Source organism: Peribacillus sp. P4_C12 (genome assembly GCF_056402095.1).
This window is the reverse complement of sequence record NZ_JBFUIB010001141.1, coordinates 1-616: the sequence shown is the minus strand read 5'-3', so window position 1 is coordinate 616 and position 616 is coordinate 1. Positions and strand designations below refer to the sequence as shown.

Here is a 616-nt window from a genome sequence, read left to right as displayed (position 1 = left end):
CTGCTCGAGAAGGTAAGGTGGAAGTGATCGAACACGCCATCTCCAAAACGCGGGGCGGATACGGTCCGATATTCGTAGCGGGAGACAGCAGCACAGATTATGAAATGCTGACAATTAAGAGTTTGAAACTCGGTCTAATTATCAACCGCCTCAAAACAGGTGATATCGGCAAGCTTGCGAAAACAGCTGCAGAACGGATGGGCAAAAACAACCCGAAATATGTTCTCCAAGGAAGAAATGAGAATACAGGCTTATGGATACCGACTGAATACACGATCAAGCTTGGGTCAAATGAAGAAAAATTGTTGGCGAATCCATAAAAAGATTCGTCCAAGGAGATTCAGTCACACTCGGAGTATAAAATAATGATTGATGATGATATCTTAGACTCGCTTTTATACAATCAAGTTACCAAAACATAACCAAAATCAGTCTAAATCATGCACCCTATTCTCATTAAGTCATTTTAAATGAAGCTAAATCTTCTACTCTCATTTCGTAAACATAAAGTATTTTGGGGTTTACATATTGAAGAATTAAATCAAATTCGGTAGCAAACAAAAGTATTTATTTAAAAGTAATTGAAATTCAAGAAAAGGGCGCTTTCCTACTAAGA

The 616-nt window shown here is 38.0% G+C and carries 1 pseudogene; it reads left to right on the top strand.

What is annotated here, in order from left to right:
- Positions 1–320: pseudogene (locus tag AC1DUW_RS31815) on the top strand (haloacid dehalogenase-like hydrolase); the annotation flags it as partial.
- Positions 321–616: the final 296 nt, after the last annotated feature.